The 18,518-nt window shown below is 54.8% G+C and carries 20 protein-coding genes; 10 read left to right on the top strand and 10 right to left on the bottom strand.

The features are described from left to right. Positions 1-151: 151 nt before the first annotated feature. Entirely contained in the window at positions 152-676 is a 525-nt protein-coding gene (locus RMS95_RS07905; protein ID WP_310645108.1) for a DUF2867 domain-containing protein, read from the bottom strand. Between the two features lie 93 nt (positions 677-769). Between RMS95_RS07905 and RMS95_RS07910 the strand changes: the two genes are divergently transcribed. Continuing rightward, on the top strand, positions 770-1,246 hold the full coding sequence (locus tag RMS95_RS07910; RefSeq protein ID WP_310645110.1) for a DUF2127 domain-containing protein: 477 nt from the start codon (positions 770-772) through the stop codon (positions 1,244-1,246). Continuing rightward, positions 1,243-2,178 carry a 1-phosphofructokinase family hexose kinase gene (locus tag RMS95_RS07915; RefSeq protein ID WP_310645112.1) on the top strand — a complete coding sequence of 312 codons (936 nt, stop codon included), beginning with the start codon at positions 1,243-1,245 and terminating at the stop codon, positions 2,176-2,178. The genes RMS95_RS07910 and RMS95_RS07915 overlap by 4 nt, the downstream gene beginning before the upstream one ends. On the opposite strand, the gene RMS95_RS07920 is transcribed toward RMS95_RS07915, so the two are convergent. Further along, a complete protein-coding gene (locus RMS95_RS07920; RefSeq protein ID WP_310645114.1) occupies positions 2,175-2,405 on the bottom strand; it encodes a hypothetical protein in 231 nt (76 codons plus the stop codon). The genes RMS95_RS07915 and RMS95_RS07920 overlap by 4 nt on opposite strands. A 281-nt stretch (positions 2,406-2,686) precedes the next feature. Here RMS95_RS07920 and RMS95_RS07925 point away from each other — a divergent pair, with 281 nt between their 5' ends. Further along, positions 2,687-3,841: an alpha-hydroxy acid oxidase gene (locus RMS95_RS07925; RefSeq protein ID WP_310645116.1), complete on the top strand. Its 1,155-nt coding sequence runs from the start codon at positions 2,687-2,689 to the stop codon at positions 3,839-3,841. Positions 3,842-3,909: 68 nt separating this feature from the next. On the opposite strand, the gene RMS95_RS07930 is transcribed toward RMS95_RS07925, so the two are convergent. Then, positions 3,910-4,101, bottom strand: coding sequence for a 4-oxalocrotonate tautomerase (locus RMS95_RS07930; protein ID WP_310645118.1), 192 nt, complete (start codon positions 4,099-4,101; stop codon positions 3,910-3,912). A gap of 76 nt (positions 4,102-4,177) precedes the next feature. Here RMS95_RS07930 and dinB point away from each other — a divergent pair, with 76 nt between their 5' ends. The 5 genes from dinB (at position 4,178) to RMS95_RS07955 (ending at position 8,773) form a co-directional block, all read left to right on the top strand. Then, positions 4,178-5,410 carry a DNA polymerase IV gene (gene dinB, locus RMS95_RS07935; RefSeq protein WP_310645164.1) on the top strand — a complete coding sequence of 411 codons (1,233 nt, stop codon included), beginning with the start codon at positions 4,178-4,180 and terminating at the stop codon, positions 5,408-5,410. A 53-nt stretch (positions 5,411-5,463) separates the two neighbouring features. Next, positions 5,464-6,147 (top strand): response regulator transcription factor, encoded by a 684-nt coding sequence (locus RMS95_RS07940; RefSeq protein WP_310645119.1) that lies wholly within the window; start codon positions 5,464-5,466, stop codon positions 6,145-6,147. 6 nt (positions 6,148-6,153) lie between these two features. After that, positions 6,154-7,518 (top strand): HAMP domain-containing sensor histidine kinase, encoded by a 1,365-nt coding sequence (locus RMS95_RS07945; RefSeq protein ID WP_310645120.1) that lies wholly within the window; start codon positions 6,154-6,156, stop codon positions 7,516-7,518. 90 nt (positions 7,519-7,608) lie between these two features. After that, entirely contained in the window at positions 7,609-7,944 is a 336-nt protein-coding gene (locus RMS95_RS07950) for a hypothetical protein (protein WP_310645122.1), read from the top strand. A 10-nt stretch (positions 7,945-7,954) separates the two neighbouring features. Beyond that, positions 7,955-8,773 carry a hypothetical protein gene (locus tag RMS95_RS07955; RefSeq protein WP_310645124.1) on the top strand — a complete coding sequence of 273 codons (819 nt, stop codon included), beginning with the start codon at positions 7,955-7,957 and terminating at the stop codon, positions 8,771-8,773. Between the two features lie 34 nt (positions 8,774-8,807). Here the strand turns inward: RMS95_RS07955 and queF are convergent, their stop codons facing one another. The 4 genes from queF to RMS95_RS07975 form a co-directional block, all read right to left on the bottom strand. Continuing rightward, complete coding sequence (gene queF, locus RMS95_RS07960; protein WP_310645126.1) at positions 8,808-9,653, bottom strand: NADPH-dependent 7-cyano-7-deazaguanine reductase QueF; 846 nt, start codon at positions 9,651-9,653, stop codon at positions 8,808-8,810. Then, positions 9,650-10,438 carry a peroxide stress protein YaaA gene (yaaA, locus tag RMS95_RS07965; RefSeq protein ID WP_310645127.1) on the bottom strand — a complete coding sequence of 263 codons (789 nt, stop codon included), beginning with the start codon at positions 10,436-10,438 and terminating at the stop codon, positions 9,650-9,652. Before yaaA ends, queF begins: the two co-directional genes overlap by 4 nt. Positions 10,439-10,528: 90 nt before the next feature. Further along, positions 10,529-10,951 carry a rubrerythrin family protein gene (locus RMS95_RS07970; protein WP_310645129.1) on the bottom strand — a complete coding sequence of 141 codons (423 nt, stop codon included), beginning with the start codon at positions 10,949-10,951 and terminating at the stop codon, positions 10,529-10,531. Positions 10,952-10,999: 48 nt separating this feature from the next. Further along, a complete protein-coding gene (locus RMS95_RS07975) occupies positions 11,000-12,598 on the bottom strand; it encodes an ABC transporter substrate-binding protein (protein ID WP_310645131.1) in 1,599 nt (532 codons plus the stop codon). A 185-nt stretch (positions 12,599-12,783) separates the two neighbouring features. Here RMS95_RS07975 and RMS95_RS07980 point away from each other — a divergent pair, with 185 nt between their 5' ends. Beyond that, the gene (locus tag RMS95_RS07980) at positions 12,784-15,828 is read left to right on the top strand and encodes a valine--tRNA ligase (RefSeq protein WP_310645133.1); all 3,045 of its coding nucleotides are present in this window, start codon (positions 12,784-12,786) and stop codon (positions 15,826-15,828) included. Positions 15,829-15,867: 39 nt separating this feature from the next. Continuing rightward, positions 15,868-16,752, top strand: coding sequence for a UTP--glucose-1-phosphate uridylyltransferase GalU (gene galU / locus RMS95_RS07985; RefSeq protein WP_310645136.1), 885 nt, complete (start codon positions 15,868-15,870; stop codon positions 16,750-16,752). 73 nt (positions 16,753-16,825) lie between these two features. Here galU and RMS95_RS07990 read toward each other — a convergent pair whose 3' ends face one another. Genes RMS95_RS07990 through cysM form a run of 3 tightly spaced genes read right to left on the bottom strand, consistent with a single transcriptional unit; the run spans position 16,826 to position 18,499 of the window. After that, positions 16,826-17,053: a sulfurtransferase TusA family protein gene (locus RMS95_RS07990; protein WP_310645138.1), complete on the bottom strand. Its 228-nt coding sequence runs from the start codon at positions 17,051-17,053 to the stop codon at positions 16,826-16,828. Positions 17,054-17,057: 4 nt separating this feature from the next. Then, a complete protein-coding gene (locus tag RMS95_RS07995) occupies positions 17,058-17,600 on the bottom strand; it encodes an NUDIX hydrolase (protein WP_310645139.1) in 543 nt (180 codons plus the stop codon). Next, positions 17,597-18,499 carry a cysteine synthase CysM gene (gene cysM, locus RMS95_RS08000; protein ID WP_310645165.1) on the bottom strand — a complete coding sequence of 301 codons (903 nt, stop codon included), beginning with the start codon at positions 18,497-18,499 and terminating at the stop codon, positions 17,597-17,599. Before cysM ends, RMS95_RS07995 begins: the two co-directional genes overlap by 4 nt. Between the last annotated feature and the right edge of the window lie 19 nt (positions 18,500-18,518).

An 18,518-nucleotide genomic window follows, 5' to 3' on the forward strand; every position in this document is an offset into this window, starting at 1 on the left:
GCAAGCCCACCAAAATCAGCTCTTGCTCTCGGCCTTTGCCCAATAAAGCTCGTTCAAAAAGGGCCTCAGTCAAAACACAACCGAACCAAACACCTACCAGTACGAGATGAGCCACCACAAGCATTTTCATTTGATTTCCTTCATTAATCAGTCACAGCCTCCCCAAAAGCAACGCCCGACGAACCATGAATGGGGCGATGAAACGATGAAAAGGTTTGACTACGAACATATATGCACGCCCTAGGTTGTTGTGAATTTCCACGGCCGTGGAAATGGTCAGAAAATTTTGCCCATCCCGTTCGGATTTGAGAGCTGAAATCCGAAAATTCAGATGCTTGTCATCGTCGCCCACGATCACCTCATGTAGAGAAACTGATTGCACTGTGAAAGGCCCCACACGAGCGCCAATTTCAAAGCTTGGGACAGCTCCTTGAGGAATGACCGGCAAAGTGAAGTGATGCGTTAATCCGAGTTGGACTGCAATACAACCACGCAAATTCATCAACCACCGAACCCAAATAGGCTCAAAGCCAAACACGGCCCAATAGGCCTGCTTCACTGATTGTTCAGATTTACTGAGTCGCGCCTCATAAGCATCTACGAAGTCAATGCGACGCAAAGATGACCTCAATTCACTGGCAACCGGTAAAGCAACGACTTGCAGTGGAAATAGCATTCGTGTCATACAAGCCTAATTAATACTAAATAGCTTATTTTATTTCGGTTTGAGATCAACGAAACTAAGTCTAGTCATAACTTGATACACAACATGAACGAATCCCCCACCCAGCGCAGCACACGCCAAGCCATTGCGGTCTTTGAAGCGTTCAAGGGGCTGGCTGCTCTGGCGGGGTTGATCGGCATCCTTGACTTGCTGCACCGAGATGTGCGCGCCGTGGTCATGACGCTGATTGGCCGCTTCGGCCTCGACCCCGAGGCGCACTACCCCTCGCTGCTGCTGCACTACGCCGACTTGCTGCCCAACGCAGACGTGCACATGCTGGTCGCTTTGGGCTGCGCCTACATTGCGGTGCGATTTTTAGAGGCCACTGGCTTGTGGTTTCACAAAGCATGGGGCGAGTATTTGGGCGCGTTTTCTGGGGGAATTTATATTCCCTTCGAAGTGGCCCATTTGCTGCACGAACTCAGTTGGGTCAACGCTGGCGTGGTGGCACTGAATGCGGCCATCGTGGCCTATTTGGGCCATGCCCTGTGGCAGCGTCTTACGCAGAAAGTGCAGCCATGACAGACATCCTGACCGTCACCCTCAACCCCGCATTGGATGTACTGACCACGATTGACCGTGTGTCTGACACACACAAAATGCGCTGCGGCCCAGCGCTCAAACACCCTGGCGGCGGTGGCGTGAACGTGGCGCGTGTGTTGCACCGCTTGGGCGCGAACTGTGTCGCGGTGTATTTGGCAGGTGGGGTGACGGGCGAGCGCCATCGCCAATTGATGCGCGATGAAAAAGTACGCTGCCACCTTGTGCCCATCGCGCAAGAAACGCGCGAAAGCTTCTCGGCCCATGAACTCAGCACGGGTCACGATTTTCGTTTTGTGCTGCCGGGGCCCGAGGTTGCTGCGGCCGAATATGACGCGTGTTTTGACTATGTGGCGCATCACATGCCCCGACAGTTTTTGGTCATCAGCGGCGGCTTGGCGCCCGGCATTCCTACTGATTTTTATGCGCGCCTGACCGCTTTGGCCAAGTCAAAGGGCGTGCGGGTCGTTTTAGACACCAATGGCCCCGCATTGCACGCGGCCTTGAAAGAAGGCGTGTTCTTGTTCAAACCCAGCTTGCGAGAGCTGCGTGAATTGACAGGACAAGACTTGCCTGACCCCGCCTCTTGGAAAGCGGCGGCGCAGCAACTGATTCGTGATGGAAAGTCCGATGTCGTGGCCGTTTCGCTGGGCGAAGACGGTGCGATGTTGGTCACTGCCACACAAGCTTGGTACGCCCCGAGCTTAAAAGTGGCCGTTCAAACCACCATCGGCGCAGGCGATAGCTTTGTGGGCGGTATGGTGTGGGCCTTGAGCCAAGGAGAGGGGCTGGAGAAGGCTTTTCAAGCAGGAATGGCAGCCGCTGCAGCCGCCCTGTTAGCCCCTGGCACCTCACTGTGCCAAGCGGCAGATGTTGTGCAATTCAGGGCATTGGTACAAGACCAGCCTATTTAAACCTTAGGCGCCGCTTGCAAAGCGGCTTCCACACGTTGCAACGATGTCAACTCCGCACGGTGCGCCCCTGTGGACGCGTCCCAGCTGAACAGCTCGGGATAACGTTGAATCACTTCACGAATCAATTGGCTGGATTCGACTTGGCTCAATCCAAACATCTCACACAAGGCATGACGGGTCACATGGCCGTGCGCTTTGGCCACTTCAACCACCATTCCAAAATGCATATCGAAATTTTTAGCCGTCATCATGATGTGCTTACTCACGCAGACGCTGACCCCACACAAGACCAAAACGACGTCTACTCAAAGAAGATTATTTTATTTGAGTTTCTTAATTTTATCAATTAAGTTGTATTTAATATTTCACAAGGCAAGAATCAAAGAAGACCAATGTCAAGTTTTACTTTTGGCTGATGTAAATAATTTCACACGCGCTGTCGCAGGCATCACAGTGTCAGCGTCGGTGGGCAGCTAGGATGCACAGCATCAAATTTGGAGACTTGCTCATGCCCGTGATTACCAACATCGAAGACCTGCGCGTTTTGGCGCAAAAGCGTGTGCCACGCATGTTTTACGACTACGCCGACTCTGGCAGCTGGACCGAAAGCACTTACAAAGCCAACGAAAGCGATTTTCAAAAAATCAAGCTGCGCCAACGCGTCGCGGTGAACATGGAAGGTCGCAGCACAGCCACCCAAATGATTGGTCAAGACGTGGCCATGCCTGTGGCGATCGCGCCCACCGGTTTGACCGGCATGCAGCACGCCGACGGTGAAATCTTGGCGGCACGTGCCGCTCGCAAGTTCGGCGTGCCGTTCACGCTGTCAACCATGAGCATTTGTTCCATCGAAGACGTCGCACAACACGCGGGTGAAGGCTTTTGGTTTCAGCTCTACGTGATGAAAGACCGCGCCTTTATTGAGCGTCTGATCGACCGTGCCAAAGCTGCCAATTGCAAGGCCTTGGTGTTGACGCTCGATTTGCAAATCTTGGGGCAGCGCCACAAAGACTTGAAAAACGGCCTGTCTGCACCGCCCAAGTTGACCCTCGCCAACATCTTGAACATCGCCACCAAGCCCCGCTGGGCCTTGGGCATGTTGGGGACCAAGCGCCGCGAATTTGGCAACATCGTGGGCCATGTGAGCGGCGTGGAAAACATGAGCTCTCTCTCGTCTTGGACGGCACAACAGTTCGACCCAGCGCTGAGTTGGGACGATGTGGCGTGGATCAAAGAGCGCTGGGGCGGCAAGCTGATTTTGAAAGGCATTCAAGACGCGGAAGATGCCCGCTTGGCCGTCAAATCAGGTGCAGACGCCTTGATCGTCTCCAACCACGGCGGACGTCAGCTCGACGGGGCACAAAGCAGCATCGAGGCACTGCCCAGCATCGTGGCCGAGGTGGGCTCTCAGATCGAGGTGCACATGGACGGCGGCGTGCGCAGCGGCCAAGATGTGCTCAAAGCGATGGCATTAGGGGCCAAAGGCACCTACATCGGCCGTTCATTTTTGTACGGCTTGGGGGCAATGGGCGAAGAAGGCGTGAGCAAAGCGCTGGAAATCATCCACAAAGAGTTGGACCTGTCGATGGCCTTTTGCGGTCGCACCCAAATGGGCCAAGTCGACCAGTCGATCTTGCTGCCTGGAACCTTCCCAACCGCTTAAAGCGCGTTCAAACAAAAAAGCTGCACAACGCGCTAGCGTGTGCAGCTTTTTTTATGGGTTGCTGAGCGTCAGCTCGTCTTGTTGCTCCACAAGACACCGCCCGTCGACCAATCGTGTTTTTTGATGTCAAAAAACAAAACGTCCACAGCCTCTGGACTGCTGCCCAAGGTCTTGCAAGTGGCCTCGGTCAAAGCTTTGGCCAAGTCACGTTTTTGTTCGGGGGTGCGACCTTCCATGAGTTCGACGCGGATGGTGGGCATGAGGTTCTCCTGTGGTTAAAAGTGACAACGATTATGCTTGGCGTCTGTGAGCATTTCTACACCTGTCACCCCCCTCATGCGTCGCATTGCACACCTCGACATGGATGCTTTTTACGCCTCCGTCGAGCTGTTGCGCTACCCCCAGCTCAAAGGCCTACCGGTGGTGATTGGCGGCGCACGCCGACGCGAAGATGACCTGCTGGGCCGCCTGCGCCAGGCCTACCCTGACCAGACATGGTCTGCTGAGCACTTGGGCGATATTCCCTTGGATTTCTTCCCTCGCCTGTCGGGCTACACAGGACGTGGCGTGATCACCACCGCCACCTACGCAGCCCGTCAATTCGGGGTAGGCTCAGCCATGGGCGTCATGAAAGCGTCCAAGCTGTGCCCAGACGCCATTCTTTTGCCGGTGGACTTTGAGCAATACCGCCATTATTCGCAACGCTTCAAAGCCATCATCACCGTCATTGCACCAGTGATGGAAAACAGGGGCGTGGACGAGGTCTACATCGACTTCACCGACGTGCCCGGTGGGCAACGCGAGGGCGGACGCGTGCTGGCCCGCCTGATTCAAAAAGCCATTTTTGACGACACAGGGCTGACCTGCTCGGTAGGCGTTGCCCCCAACAAACTGCTGGCCAAAATGGCCAGCGAGTTCAACAAGCCCAACGGTATTTCCATCGTTCAAGCCGACGATTTGCAGCGCATGATCTGGCCCCTGCCCTGTCGCAAAGTCAACGGCATCGGCCCCAAAGCAGAAGCGAAACTGGCTGCTCAAGACATTCACACCATTGGCGACTTGGCGAGCCGCGACCGCCTTTGGCTGATGGAGAATTTCGGCAAAAGTTATGGCGCGTGGCTGCACGATGCCGCTCACGGCCAAGACAACCGCCCCGTGGAAACCAGCAGCGAACCTGTGAGCCTGAGCCGAGAAACCACATTCGAGCGCGACCTACACGCCGTGCGCGACCGCGAGGTACTCAGCGCCATCTTCACCAAACTGTGCGAACAAGTGGCTGCAGACCTACAGCGCAAAGGTTACGTGGGAAAAACCATCGGCATCAAACTGCGCTATGACAACTTCCAAAGCGTCACGCGCGACCACACCGTGGACACTTATTTGGACTTGGCCCCACCCATTCGGCACGCGGCGGGCCTGCTTTTAAAGCGCGTTGACTTGTCGCGACGACTGCGCCTGCTCGGCGTGCGCGTCGGCTCGTTGATGCGCAAAGACGAATGGCTCACTCAAGGGTTGCAGGCGCAAAAAGCGCAGCAGCAGCCTTACACCGAATCTCTGTTTGAAGACTAATTACAAATCTGTAATTTTGATAAGTCGGAGTTGTACGGCGTCACAATCGACGCATGCATGTGTTGATTGTTGAAGATGAGCAAAAAATCGCCGATTTCGTGACATCTGGTTTTGATGCGGCAGGTTTCATCACGCACCACGAAGCGGACGGCTTTCGGGGGCTCAACACCGCTTTGATCAAACAATTCGATGCGATCGTGCTGGACGTGAGCTTGCCGTTGATGGACGGCTACAAGGTGCTCTCAGAAATTCGTCGCCATGGCTTGAATACCCCCATCATCATCTTGACGGCACGCACGGACCTCAATGACAGACTCACGGCATTTGAATTGGGTGCAGATGACTACCTGCCAAAGCCGTTCTTCATCGAAGAGCTCATCATCCGTTTAAAAACCTTGACGGCACGTAAATCTGGAAATATAGAAAAAATTATCCAGCACCAAGGACTGACGCTAGACCGCTTTTCCCGCGTGGCGACCTGGGGTTCACGCAGTGCAGCGTTGACACAACGTGAATTCGTCTTGTTGGAATGCCTGATGTTGTCGCCGGGGCAAATTTTCAGTCGCCAAAAAATTCTCAAACGGGTTTGGAATGTGGACTTCGACCCCGGCACCAATGTGGTCGATGTATGCATACAGAGACTGCGTAAAAAATTAGCGGATGCCAGACCTGAAAAGGATGTGATGTTCCCGATAGAAACCATTCGCGGTGTGGGCTATCGATTCAACAAGCACTAAGACCCCATGAAACGCTCCTTCCATCTGCATGTGTTTTTGATGTCGCTGTTGGGCGTACTTATTTTTCTAGCCGCATCACGCTTTGCAGTGCGCTACTTTGCCGATGCGTTTTTGTTGAACTACTTCAATGAAACGCTTGCACACCACGCGGCCCGCGAAATCGACGAAGCGGGCTCCGACTTGCAAGTCAAACTCATGGCGCGCAACCTGTCTAAAACCATCGATGATCTGCAGCCCGGAGAGATGCGCATCAGCATCGATGATGTTGCGCTGGAGCAAACCGATGTGCCATGGAAATGGCTCAGCAAACAAAGTGCCAACCACCCCTTCGAACACAGCTACATCACCTTAGATGCGCAAGTCTGGAGCGTGCTTCGCACACGCGTGCATGGCAAACAACTTTTCATTCAAGTGCAACGCCAAGTATTGGAGAGATCGCTGGAAGAAATCTTGGCTGTGCGCAATGACATTGCTTTCAAAATCATGCCGGTCTTGTTGGCATTCACGGTTTTGTTTTCACTCTTCATCAGCTATTCCTCGTTTTTGCCCATCAATCAATTGCAAAAATCATTTGCAAAAATTCACATCCATCAACGCGACCAACACATCAGCCCGACCAGCAATTACCGAGAATTTGCAACGTTCATCATTTACTTCAACGCCCTGATTGATCGGCTGCGCAACAGCTACGAACAAGCGGCCCGTTTCTCCAGCGACGTCTCACACGAACTCAGAACACCGCTCACCATCATCCGCGGTCATATCGATCGACTCATCCAGAAGACGCAAGACGGCTCAACCCTGCAAATCAATCTGGTCTTGATTGGCGAAGAAGTCGAGCGCCTGATCACCATCTCCAACAAGCTCTTGCTGTTGGCACAAGCAGACGCAGGCAAGCTGGTGTGCAACAGTGCCGTCATCAACTTCAGCGACATATTGGGCCAAAAAGTAGACGACTTGGCCATCTACCGAAAGACCATTCAGGTCGCGAGTGACATACAGCCGCACCTCCAACTCTGCTGCGACAAAGAACTGATCGAGCAGCTGCTGAGCAACCTGTTCAACAACGCTGTGAAATACAACGTCCCCCAAGGACAGATCACCGTGACCGCAAAAAACATCGATCACACCCTGCAACTTGGCATCCACAACACCACGCATCTGTCGATGGGCGCTGGACTTGATGACCGTGTCTTTGACCGCTTTTACAGACACCGAGAAACCAGCGCTCAGGCTGGCAGTGATGCCACAGGCTCGGGACTCGGCCTGAGTTTGTGCCGTGAAATTGTGAAAGCGCATGGCGGCACGATCCACCTGAGAAAAGGCAACGACCAATGGGTAGGCTTTGAAGTATCGATCCCACTTGGTTGAGCCAACTGCCAAATTAAATGTTTGTAATGAACGATTACGGGGCATTCGTTTTGAAACTAAACCCGCAGACATTGCGTTAACTTTGAATGCATGAGACATGCTTTCAAACTCGCTAACAATACACGCCATGCGCTGATCGCGAGCCTATTGGCTTTCCCACTTTGGGGTGCCTGTGAAGGTATTCGCGACTGCGAACATAAAGCGACCAGCGACGCACGTTACCTGTGCACAGCCGCAGCCATGGTCAACCCCGTGATTTGCGATCAGATTTCCACCACTGATGGCGTCTCTCAGTGCCGCGCCATCACATCTAAAAACTCTTACGAATGCGATCGCATCACCAGCCCTGGCAAACGTCAATATTGCCTGATGGCGGTGCGCGATCTTCAACGTGACAGCATGTGGGCGATCAAACGCATGAACTGATGCACTAGGCATGCTCACGCTCGTCAACAAATACGGCGGTCACGCAAAGCTTGATCAAATCATCACTGATTTTTTTACGCGCATCAGCAACGAAAGAGGCTTGATGCACTACTTCTTCAACGTGCCCTTGAAGCAAGTGTTGGCGGATCAAGTCGAGTTGATGCCTTTCGTGATGCGAAAACCTGATGTGGACTACCGAACTGCGCCTGTACAAACGGCAATCCGAGACATCAATGTTCGACTCCCCGTTTTTGAAGATGTCTTGAAGGTGCTGCACTTGGTACTAAAAAATGCCAAGGTTCATTATTCGGAAGCCCCGATGATGGCGATGCACATCATTGAAGTAATAGAAGAAACACGCAGCCGTTTTGCAGACACCAAAAAATCTGTTTACAAGGGCGCTGACATCAATACTTCCGTTTTGCTGAGCTTTTATCGAACACAAGGCATCATGTCTGAGCACCATGAAGTGACAGGCGAAATTTACTCCCTGCATGGTTTTGGCTTGGCTTATCCGCTTTTCACCAGCATAGACGCTACACAGAACCACATCGTGTTGACGGCCAGAGCATCGGCCAGAGACGCCGTCGCTCTCGATGAAATTCAGGCGCTGGCACACATGGCCAAGGCGAAAGTCACACCACTGGATTTTTCAGCGGTCACCGATGAAAGTGGTTGGCCAACCTTCCAAGCGCGCTACAAAGTACCAACACAATATGGCGTCCCCAAACGCTTGCTACAAAGAGTCACCAACCAATTCACTTGGCGGTTTGAAGAGGCCATGAAACTGGACACTCAGCTCAAATTGATCGATGCCGTGAATGGCTGATGACGGTTTTTTGGGCGACAAGAAGTAGACCCGCTCACTGCCGCGCTGTACGCACGTTCGATGGCGCTGCTTGCGGGTGGCTGGTGCGCCAAGGGTTGATGTCCAAGCCGCCACGTCGGGTGTAGCGTGCATAGACTTCTAGACGCGAGGGTTTGCACTGCTGCCAAATGTCCATGAAGATGCGTTCCACGCATTGCTCATGAAATTCATTGTGGTTGCGAAAACTAACGATGTAGCGCAGCAGTCCGGCTTGGTCAATTTGCGGCCCGCTGTATTTGATGCGCACGCTGCCCCAATCTGGCTGTCCCGTCACCAAACAATTGCTCTTGAACAAATGACTGGTGAGGGTTTCGGTGACCGGCGCCTCGCCTAACGTGACGCTCAAGAGCGAAGGCGTTGGCTGGTAAATATCGCAATCCAAATCAAGGCGATCAAGACTCAAGCCATCCAACTCATGCACGGGCTCACGGTCAAATTGGTCGGGTAACACCAACTGCACGCCCACACTGGCCATGACTGGCCCACCGTGCCACACCGCAGCGCTCAGGTCTTGCCGCATGCGTGTCTGCAGCTCAGTCGCATCAGCAAGGCGTGTGTTGTTGAAACTGTTGAGGTAGAGCTTGAACGATTTGCTCTCCACAATGTGCGTGGACTCCGCTGGCACGGTGATACGTGCCAGCGCGACTTGGGGTTTGCCGCGCAGGTTGAGCCAACTCAGCTCATAGGCCGTCCACAAATCAGCACCGAAAAACGGAGGTTGACCTGTGACACCGATCTCATCGCGCTTGGTTTGGCGCGGGATGGGGAACAGCAAAGACGCATCGTATTGGTCAACATAGGCCGAGGTTTTGCCCAGCTGTGATTGTTCAGGAGAATTCATGCGGCGAGCTTTCTGCGAAAGACGAGTCGATCAGGTTCAGAGACTGCGGCGTCAAAGGCGTAACCCTCTGAATCAAAACCCTGCAAGTCCTTTGGCGTGGTAACGCGGTGCGTCACCGCGTAGCGGGCCATCAAGCCACGCGCGCGCTTGGCGTTGAAGCTGATGATTTTGTATTTGCCGCCTTTGTAGTCTTCGAACACGCACTCAATCACGCGGGCTTTGAGGGCTTTGCGATCCACCGCTTTGAAATACTCCTGCGAGGCCAAATTGACAAGGACGCGCTCTGACGCTGTTGAACTTGATGCGCTCAAATGCACGTTCAAATAATCTGCAATTTGAGGGCCCCAGAATTTGTAAAGGTTGTTGCCCTTGTCATTCGCCAAAGCCGTGCCCATTTCTAGACGGTAGGGCTGCATCCAATCCAGTGGTCGCAACACGCCATACAGCCCGCTGAGGATGGCGACATGGTCTTGTGCCCAAGCCAAATCAGCAGGTGCCAGGCTTTTGGCATCCAAGCCTTCGTACACGTCGCCATTGAAGGCCAGCACCGCTTGCTTGGCATTTTGGGCCGTGAATTTGGGGCGCCACGCTTGATAGCGCGCCACGTTCAAGGTAGACAGCGCATCGCTCAAATGCATCAAGCTGGCAATGTCTTGCGGTGATTTTTCTTTGAGGATGTCGATCAACTCGGCGGACTGTTTCACAAACAAGGGTTGCGTGTGGGGCACATCACCCGCAGGCGTGTCGTAGTCAAGGGCTTTGGCAGGAGAGAGCACAAACAGCATAGATTGCTTAGAAAATTAACGACAAAAAGAAAAGGCTTCACAAGGAAGCCTGAATTATGGAGGGCGGGCGCGTGTCCAACAGATGCGCGCTCAGTCCTCTAGTTCGTCGAGGGCCTTTTGGTAACGACTGGTGTGCGATCGCTCTGCTTTGGCCAAGATTTCAAACCAATCGGCAATCTCATCAAAACCTTCATCACGGGCGATTTGGGCCATGCTCGGGTACATCTCCACATATTCGTGGCTTTCGCTGGCCATCGCTGACAACAGGTTTTCGCGCGTGCTGCCGATCGGCAAATTGGTCACGGGATCACCGGCTTGAGCCAAAAACTCCAAATGTCCGTGTGCATGCCCTGTTTCACCCGTGGCTGTCGAGCGAAACAAAGCCGCGACATCCATCTGACCTTCAATGTCTGCGCGATTCGCGAAATACAAATAACGACGATTGGCTTGGGACTCTGCCGCAAACGCCTCTTTCAAACACTGCTCAGTCCGTGAGCCTTTGAGTACCGCCATGGGAACCCTCCTCGGTGAAACACATTGCTTGACGCAAAACCCAATAGTTTATGGTTTCAGAGAAACCCCATTGAAGGTGTGGCGTCCCAGTGGACTGAGCTGAAACCCCTCCACTTCGGCACGCAGCACTTTGAACTGCACGGTGTGCGCCAAGGTGAACCAAGGCGCTTGGGACTTGAAAATCAATTGGGCACGTTGATACAAACGGGTGCGCTCTTCGATTTCAGAGGAAATTTTGGCTTTTTGAACCACATCGTCATAGGGTGGATAACAAAATTTAGCCACGTTATAGCCATTGAGTGAGGTGCAGCCCAGCAAGGTGTTTAAAAAATTATCGGGATCCCCGTTGTCACCCGTCCAGCCCAAAATGCCCATCTCATGCTCACCCGCCTGCATGCCGCTCACATAGCGAACCCAATCGGGACTTTCAATGTTGACCCTCACGCCCACTTCAGCCAAATCCTCTTGGATCAACTTGGCCACCCCCATGGCATCAGGCATGTATGAGCGTTGCACAGGCATGGCCCAAAGGGTGGTTGAAAAACCTTCTGAATAGCCGGCGTCTGCCAACAACTTTTTCGCAGCCGTGGGGTCATATACATCGTCATCGACATCACGGTTGTAGGACCAGACCATGGGCGGTATCGGGTTGATGGCAGGAACAGCTGTATTTTTGTAAACGACGCGCAAGATGCGTCGCTTGTTGATGGCCATGTTCAAAGCACGACGCACGTTGACATCGGTAAATGGTTTTTTACGCAAGTTGTAAGCGACATAGGCCACATTCAAACCCGTTTGGTTCATCACTTCCATGCGGGTGTCGTTGCGCATGCTTGGCAAATCTGCGGGATTGGGATACGCCATGACGTGGCATGTCCCCGCTTGTAACTTGGCCCAGCGTTGCCCCGCATCGGGCGTGATGTCAAAAACCAAATGTTCGACTTTGGCGCGGCCTGCCCAATGTTTGGCAAACGCTTGGTATTTGAGGGCCACGTCTTTTTCAAAGCTCATCAACTGAAATGGCCCCGTACCCAGAGGTGCTTGGTCAATTTTTTCAGGCGTGCCCGCTTTGCGCATGGCCTGCGCGTAATCTACCGATTCGATGCCCGCCCAACTCATGGCCAAGTTCGCCACAAACGGGGCAACGGGTTGTTTCAAAGTGAACTTCACCGTGTAGTCATCGAGTTTTTGCAAAGATGCCAGAACCTCTGGCATGCCCACATCCTCAAAATACACGTGCTTGGCGCTGGTCACCGCGTAAAACGGGTGATCGCGCTTCCATTGGCGCTCAAACGTGAACACCACATCATCGGCATTGAAATCGCGTCGAGGCGTGAACCACGCGTTGGCTTGCCACTTCACACCGCGTCGTAAATGAAAGGTGTATTCCAAACCGTTCGACGACACCGTCCAACGCGTGGCCAACGCCGGAATGACCTGGGTCCCACCCCGCTCAAAATCGACCAACTTATCAAAAATTTGCTCAGTCACATCGAATGAGGTGGCGTTGGAGTTCAGGCTTGAGGTCAAAAACTCCGGATTTCCCTCTGAGCAAAACACCAAAGTCTGGTGACTGGCCCGCGCATTGGGTACAACGCACACGAGAAAGAACACCCACACAACACGCCAAATGAATGAATACTTCATAGACCATCCAAATTTATGAATAAATACTAATTTATTCATTTTCTCAGAAATTACCAAACTCAATGACACGTAGAAGACTGCAATTGGCAAACAGTCACCTAGTTAAAATGAAGCATCCCGCTTTTAGCGCCAACGGCACGCTCATCCGATGTACGTGCCGTTCTTCTTTTTGTCAAAGCCCCTCCATGAGCAACGCGCCCGCCACTCCTGTCCATCAGCCCGGCCTTGAAAGCCTGTCCAAATCGTTTGAACCCGCCGCGCTGGAAGCCCATTGGGGCCCCGAGTGGGAAAAGCGCGGCTACGGCGTCGCCGGTTTCCGTGGCACCCAAGCGGCCAAAGATGGCGCACCGGCCTTTGCCATTCAGCTGCCCCCGCCCAACGTGACCGGCACCCTGCACATGGGTCATGCCTTCAACCAGACCATCATGGACTCGTTGACGCGCTACCACCGCATGATGGGCTTCAACACCGCCTGGATTCCGGGCACCGACCACGCGGGCATTGCCACGCAAATCGTGGTGGAGCGCCAGCTGCAAGCCAAAGGCATCAGCCGCCACGACATGGGCCCCACACCTGCCGAAGCGCGCAAGAACTTTGTGAGCAAGGTCTGGGAGTGGAAAGAAGAGTCCGGCAGCACCATCACCAGCCAGATGCGCCGCATGGGCGACAGCGTGGACTGGAGCCGCGAATACTTCACGATGGACCCCAAGCTGTCCAAAACCGTGACCGAAACCTTTGTGCAGTTGTATGAGCAAGGCCTGATCTACCGCGGCAAACGCCTGGTGCACTGGGACCCGGTGCTGATGAGCGCGGTGTCGGACCTCGAAGTCGAGAGCGAGGAAGAAGACGGCTCGATGTGGCACATCCGTTACGACCTGGTGGACTCGGATGGCAGCCTTGCGGCTGCGGGCACCGGCAGCTTGACTGTGGCCACCACCCGCCCCGAAACCCTGCTGGGCGACGTGGCCGTGATGGTGCACCCCGAAGACGAGCGCTACAGCGCCCTGATTGGCAAGCAAGTCAACCTGCCTTTGTGCAACCGGACCATCCCCGTGATCGCGGATGAATACGTGGACAAGGCCTTCGGCACCGGCGTGGTCAAGGTCACACCCGCGCACGACACCAACGACTTCGCAGTGGGCCAACGCCACAAGCTGGAGATGATCTGCGTGCTGAACCTGGACGCGACCATCAACCACAACGCGCCCGAGAAGTACCGTGGCCTCGACCGCTTTGTGGCCCGCAAGGCCGTGGTGGCGGATCTGGAAGCCGCAGGCCATTTGGTCGAAGTCAAAAAACACAAGCTGATGGTGCCGCGCTGCGCCCGCACCGGCCAGGTGATCGAGCCCATGCTGACGGACCAGTGGTTTGTGGCCATGAACCAGGTCGGCCAAGGCGACGCCACCGGCAAAAGCATCGCGCAAAAAGCCATCGACGCCGTGCAGTCCGGCGAGGTCAGCTTTGTGCCAGAGAACTGGGTCAACACCTACAACCAGTGGATGAACAACATCCAGGACTGGTGCATCTCGCGCCAGCTGTGGTGGGGCCACCAGATTCCGGCCTGGTACGACGAAGACGGCCGTGTGTATGTGGCCCGCAACGAAGCCGAGGCGCAAGCACAAGCTGACAAGGTCTCGCCGGGCAAAACACTCAAGCGCGATGAAGACGTGCTCGACACTTGGTACTCCAGTGCACTGGTGCCCTTCTCCACACTGGGCTGGAGCAGCGACACCAACAACGCAGCTGGCGGCAGTGGTGCCGCCGGATCGGGCGATTTGGCGAGCGAAGCGAGTATGAGCACGACCGGCGGTGCCACTGCCGCCAGCGGAACAGGCTACGACCTGTACCTGCCCAGCAGCGTGCTGGTCACCGGCTACGACATCATCTTCTTCTGGGTCGCCCGGATGATCATGATGACCACGCACTTCACCGGCAAAGTGCCGTTCAAACACGTCTACATCCACGGTCTGGTGCTCGACGCCCAGGGCAAGAAGATGAGCAAGTCTGAGGGCAACGTGCTCGACCCGGTCGACCTGATCGACGGCATCACGCTCGAACCTCTGCTGGACAAACGCACCCAGGGCCTGCGCAAACCCGAGACCGCGCCCAAAGTGCGCAAGCAAACCGAAAAAGAATTCCCCGAAGGCATTCCGGCCTATGGTGCGGACGCACTGCGCTTCACCTTTGCCGCGCTGGCCTCCTTGGGCCGCAGCATCAACTTTGACAGCAAGCGTTGCGAGGGCTACCGCAACTTCTGCAACAAGCTGTGGAACGCCACCCGCTTTGTGCTGATGAACTGCGAAGGCCAGGACTGCGGCCTGAAAGAACACACCAAAGCCGAATGCGAAGTGGGCGGCCCGGTGCACGGCTACATGTCGTTCAGCCAGGCCGACCGCTGGATCAGCTCGCAGCTGCAACGTGTCGAGGCCGAAGTGGCCAAAGGCTTTGCCGAATACCGCCTCGATAACGTCGCCAATACGATCTACGACTTCGTCTGGAACGAGTTCTGCGACTGGTACCTCGAAATCGCCAAAGTGCAGATCAACACTGGCGACGACGCGCAAAAACGCGCCACGCGCCGCACCCTGATCCGCACGCTTGAAACCATCATGCGCCTGGCGCACCCGATCATCCCGTTCATCACCGAAGAGCTTTGGCAAAAAGTGTCGGTGGTCGCCGGACGGCCAGGTGAGTCGGTCAGCATCGCGGCCTACCCCGTGAGCCAGCCCGAGCGCATCGACGAGGCGGCAGAAGCCCATGTGACACGCCTCAAATCTTTGGTCGACGCGTGTCGCAATTTGCGCGGCGAGATGAACGTTTCACCCGCCAACCGCATGCCCTTGTTTGCGCTGGCTGGCAATGCCGACGAACTGGCGTTCATGCAAACGGCAGCCCCCGTGTTGCAAGCTTTGGCCAAATTGAGCGAAGTCAAAGTGTTCGACGACGAAGCCGCCTGGTCTGCAGCCGCGCAAGCCGCACCTGTGGCGGTGGTGGGCGAGTTGCGCGTGTGTTTGTTCATCGAGGTGGACGTCGCGGCGGAAAAAATTCGACTGAGCAAAGAAGTCGATCGCTTGCAAAATGAGATCACCAAAGCCGGGGCGAAGTTAGGCAACGAAGCTTTTGTGGCCAAAGCCCCTCCAGCCGTGATTGAAGAAGCCAAAAAACGCGTGGCGGACTTCTCCGCGACCTTGCTCAAAGTGCAAGATCAGCTTGCCAAACTCGGGAAATAAAGCACCGTTAAGTTTGGCAACACCATCAACGTCACACACATGATCAAGCCCCTCACCAAAGCTGTATTCCCCGTGGCTGGCATGGGCACGCGCTTTTTGCCAGCCACCAAAGCCAGCCCCAAAGAAATGCTGACGGTGGTGGACAAACCACTCATCCAATACGCTGTGGAAGAGGCTTACGAGGCGGGCATTCGTGAAATGATTTTTGTCACGGGCCGCAGCAAACGCGCCATCGAAGACCACTTTGACATGGCCTACGAGTTGGAGACTGAGCTAGAAGCCGCAGGCAAACAAGCCCTGCTCGACATCGTGCGCAGCGTACAACCCGATGACATGCAATGCGTCTACGTGCGCCAAGCACGCGCATTGGGCTTGGGTCATGCGGTGTTGTGCGCCGAGCACTTGGTGGGCGACGCGCCGTTTGCGGTATTGCTGGCTGACGACTTGATGCGTGGCAAAGCGGGTGGACCTGGCGTCTTGAAGCAAATGGCCGAGGTATTTGCACGCACCCAGTCGTCGGTGCTGGCGGTGCAAGAAGTGCCCCTCGCGCACGTTCACCGCTATGGCGTGGTGGCGGGCACAGACTTGGGCAACGGCTTGATCGACATCCAACAAATGGTGGAAAAACCCAAGGCCGAAGTAGCCCCTTCGCGCACCACCGTGGCGGGCCGTTACATCTTGACGCCGGCGGTGTTCGACCGCATCCGTGCGGGTGGACGCGGTGTGCAAGGCGAGATTCAACTCACCGATGGCATTGCCGGTTTGTTGGCGTCCGAAAAAGTGTTGGCCTTCTCATACGAAGGCAAGCGGTACGACTGCGGCAGCAAGCAAGGCTTTTTACAAGCGTCTGTGGAATTGGCCTTGGAGCACCCAGAAGTGGGCGCCGAATTTCGCACGTATTTGAAAAATCTCAACCTCGATTGAGGCTCAACGACTGAGACGTAGACTTTCGCCAAAGCCCACGAAAGATGAAGTCTCAGCCGCTTGTTAAAGCGACTCAGCGCCGCTTCAAGATGTGCACAAAGTCGTTGCCTTCGGTGGTTTGCGACAACAGCTCGTTACCCGTTTGCTTGGCGAATGCCGCAAAGTCGCGGACCGATCCTGTGTCTGTGGACACCACTTTGAGAACCTGCCCACTCTCCATCGCCGTCAGCGCTTTTTTGGCTTTCAAAATAGGCAGGGGACAGTTCAAGCCGCGTGTGTCAATTTCTTGGTCAATGTGCATGGCGTCAGTCTAAACCCTTTGCCTCACGTTGCGCCCATTCCATGAAGCGCGGCTCAATGCCTTGGGTGCGCTGCCAATCGGCCATGGCGTAACCTGTGCCTGCGGGCCAACAAATCACGTCCTCGGGGTTGTGCAGCTTGTACTCCGCGAGCTCAGGCGAGAGCTGAATCTCACCATCCGCCACCGCATGGTAGGCAATGATGACTTGGTTCATCCGCTGAAAGTCGTAAACGCCGATGAGTTTCAACGCGCTCACCTTCAAATTGGTTTCTTCTGCAATTTCGCGGGTGATGCCCTCTTCCGGCGTTTCGCCCGCCTCCATGAACCCTGTGATCAAGGCAAAACGACGCCCCGGCCACGCCGCATTGCGCGCCAACAAAATCTGGCCTTGGTACTGCACGATGCCGGCGAGCACCGGCGTGGGATTGTTCCAGTGGGTCCAATCGCAGGCTGTACAGCGCAGGCGCTGCACCATGCCGCCATCTTCTTCACGTTCGATCAAAGCCAACGAGGTGGCACAGCTGGGACAAAAACGGAATTCACTCATGCGGGAAAAACTCCTGTGGAAAGATAACGGTCACCGCGATCGCAAACAATAAAAGCGATGGTGGCGTTTTCAACTTGCTGCGCAATTTGCAAGGCCACCCAACAGGCGCCCGCTGCAGAAATTCCCGCAAAAATACCTTCTTCACGCGCCAAACGACGGCACATGTCTTCGGCATCGTCTTGACTGACGTAAATCAGTTCGTCGACATTTTTGGCATCGTAAATTTTGGGCAAATAGGCTTGCGGCCATTTGCGAATGCCGGGAATACGTGATCCCTCGCTGGGCTGCGCGCCAATGATGCGCACCGCTGGGTTTTTCTCTTTCAAATAACGCGAGACCCCCGTGATCGTGCCCGTGGTGCCCATGGCGCTCACAAAATGAGTGATGCGGCCGTGGGTGTCGTTCCAAATTTCAGGCCCTGTGGTTTCGTAATGGATGCGTGGGTTGTCTTCATTGGCGAATTGGTCGAGCATGCGACCTTTGCCTTCTTTTTCCATGCGCTCCGCCAAATCACGGGCGTACTCCATGCCGCCGCTCTTGGGAGTCAAGATCAATTCAGCGCCAAAGGCCTTCATGGTTTGAGCGCGCTCGATGGACAAGTCCTCGGGCATGATCAATACCATGCGGTAACCCTTGATAGCCGCCGCCATGGCCAAAGCAATGCCTGTATTGCCAGAAGTCGCTTCGATCAATGTGTCGCCAGGCTTGATTTCGCCGCGTTCTTGGGCACGTTGAATCATCGATAAAGCGGGACGGTCTTTGACCGAGCCAGCGGGGTTGTTGCCTTCTAACTTCCCCAAAATCACGTTGCCACGCTTGGCATTTTCAGAAGCATGAATGCGCTGCAAGGACACCAAAGGCGTTTTTCCGATGGCAGCTTCAATGGTTTGATAAAAAATCTGTTCAGTCATGCCTTAA

Origin of the sequence: Limnohabitans sp. (genome assembly GCF_031539175.1) — a bacterium.
Lineage (GTDB): Bacteria > Pseudomonadota > Gammaproteobacteria > Burkholderiales > Burkholderiaceae_C > Limnohabitans.